1 protein-coding gene is annotated in these 2,544 nt (G+C 38.3%); it reads left to right on the top strand.

The features are described from left to right. A partial coding sequence (locus tag DD606_RS26225; RefSeq protein ID WP_219824229.1) for a hypothetical protein occupies positions 1–235 on the top strand: 235 nt, incomplete at its 5' end. Positions 236–2,544: the final 2,309 nt, after the last annotated feature.

The following is a 2,544-nucleotide window of genomic DNA, read 5'->3' as shown; positions in this document are numbered from 1 at the left end:
AACATTTTGTATTCCTCAAATAGATCCAATTATTATCAAGGATAATCTTTCTCTTGGTCTCATCCGGCATGGTGCATACAATTGGCCGTTCTCCCGAGAGAGAGAGAGAGAGAGAGAGAGAGAGAGAGAGAGAGAGAGAGAGAGAGAGAGAGAGAGAGAGAGAGAGAGAGAGAGAGAGAGAGAGAGAGAGAGAGATGGTGCTCGGGCTGATTTGAAATGTATCGGCAATGATTAAGCAAACACAATTATATCTGTAAGAAAGAGAGGGAAGGGGGAAGGGGGTGCTTGTTGCACTAATGCCTTCTTACCAATCTGTCATGACCAATCAAAGTGAGATTAGTATTTGTTCAACATAGCTTGCGTAAATTTCACCACAACACATCACAAGAAAAGCCACCCCAATCACTATCTTAAGGCTAGGGGAGTCCTCTCCACCCTGTCGCCCTCTTACAGTATGTGGGATTTATGGCTAGATTGATGACAACACCAGAGACAAGCTATCAACAACTTAACAAAAAAACACCAAGACACTTACGCATCATTGTTGTCCATTACTTCACGTTGGAAGGGAGACAAAGTATCCAAGCTTAGTCCAAATCCACCCTCCTTGATTCAGCAAATGTTGGGCTTACACTAGTAGGAGAAATGATAGATTTCCTACTCTCAATTGAATGATCACTCTCTCTCTTACAATGGCATAGAGTTCCCTTGCTAATCCCCTATTACAACACATGCACATGCATAAGACAATGAGCTTCCACTCAAGAGCTCCTTCTAGAGAGGTTGAGCTTGGCTTCTCAAGCTATAGCATAGTGCTCTTGCTTATGGCTCCCCCTTTTGTGCTAGCTACACCCTCCTTTTATAGCAATTTTGAAGGCTAGGGTTACTCCTCTAACCATGGTTGGGTTAGATTTTCAGCAATTTATCTAATTTCTTTTGCTTGGAATTATCAAGAAGTTGGTGGGGAAAGAGAGAGGAGAGAAATGGAGGTGATAGGACTTTTCATAGTGGGTTAGTGTTAGTAGAGTTAGTATTAATTTACAAATGGAATTGGATATTTACAATGGGAGTATCCATGTAGGATACAAATAAGGAAGAAAAACTCTTAAGAGGTAAGAAAAGGTGGATTTCTTACAAGGTTGATGCTCCAAGTGTCTTGAGTAGGGCCAATTTTGACGCTTGTTGACGGTCCACTAGCTTTGACGGTACATTTTTTCTCCACTCTTGACCTTCCTTGAGAGACAAGGTAATTGAAGCTGAGTAATCAACCACCATGATGCTGTCTTTTAAGAGAAGAGGCTGAATTTTGTGGTTTTTTTGATAGATATGGGTAATTTGGAGGAGGAAAAATGAGACTAGGTGGTCAATTTTGGAATGGAATTGTGTGTGGGAGGTATGAGTTCACCATGGTTTCTCTTATTCTTCAAGGTTGAGGAGAAGGTGAGTAGGGTGCAGAGAGGAGTGGTGAGAGAGGTGGGGATGATGAGTGGAGAAGTGTGTGTGAAAGAGGAAAATGATAAAGTGGAAGAGAGAGTGTGGCTGCATAGCATGGGAAAACTGGGGTCCACTAATAAAATCATAGCTCACAGCTCGTAGCTCAAAAAAATATGAAACAATTTGAGGCAAAAGTTCAGCCCACGAGCTACAACTTTTGTTTGTATCACCTTTTCAAATTCGGAGAGCAAGTGAACTTTAAAAATTCAGCAAAACCGACCGTTTTTTTCCACTGCACAAGGTCCTTGTGGGGTCCTTCTTTGGATGATTCTTTTGAATACCTCCAAGAGTGAGCCCTCCATATTGCATGTATGCATGACACCTACCCTTGACCTTATTTGGTAGGTCTATAATTGAAGATATTGTTGAGATCATGATATAAGTGAATAGTACAACTAAGAAAATCAAATATTGAGGGGTCTAAAAAAATATGTACATGTCAAATATAAATAATATAGGTGGAAAAAATATAAAGGGGTCAAAATAAATCTCTCTCATTATAAGTCTACCATAAAAAGATGAATATTTTTGGTGGTCTAATTTATGAGAGTAATAGAGAATAGATGTAGGAAGGAAAAAATCACAATAGTGAAAAAATATACACATAAATAAAACTAGTTTTTTTGGATTTTTGTTGGGATGGAGTTACACCAAAAATAAGAGAAGCTTGCATGAAATTATTTTTATATGGAATAAAGAGTATGCAAAATGGTAAGAAAAAATATGGTAATGGTGAGTCAATGTACATAGCATAAATAACACACACATAAGTAGAAATATTTAAATAAATACCAAAATAATTATGAAAAATCCTTATATTTAGGCCCTATATACAATGAAATATTTACACACAAAGAAGGCCATAATATACTTCTCTTTTTAAATTTTTTTGGCTCAACTAGCCTAGTGACTAGCTAATTGAAGGTTTTTAAGAAGATATGGAGAAAGTCCCCTAACTCACAGACGCCTATGTACAATGAAATGGTAGGGATAGCCACAGTGTTTGGGTGATTTTGGTAGGGTGAGCTAGCTCACTATGGCAATTTGGAT

The organism is Enterobacter cloacae complex sp. GF14B (genome assembly GCF_004136805.1).
Taxonomy (GTDB): Bacteria; Pseudomonadota; Gammaproteobacteria; order Enterobacterales; family Enterobacteriaceae; genus Enterobacter; species Enterobacter hormaechei_C.
The sequence above is the reverse complement of the archived record's forward strand: the minus strand, read 5'-3'. Positions and strand labels throughout refer to the sequence as shown.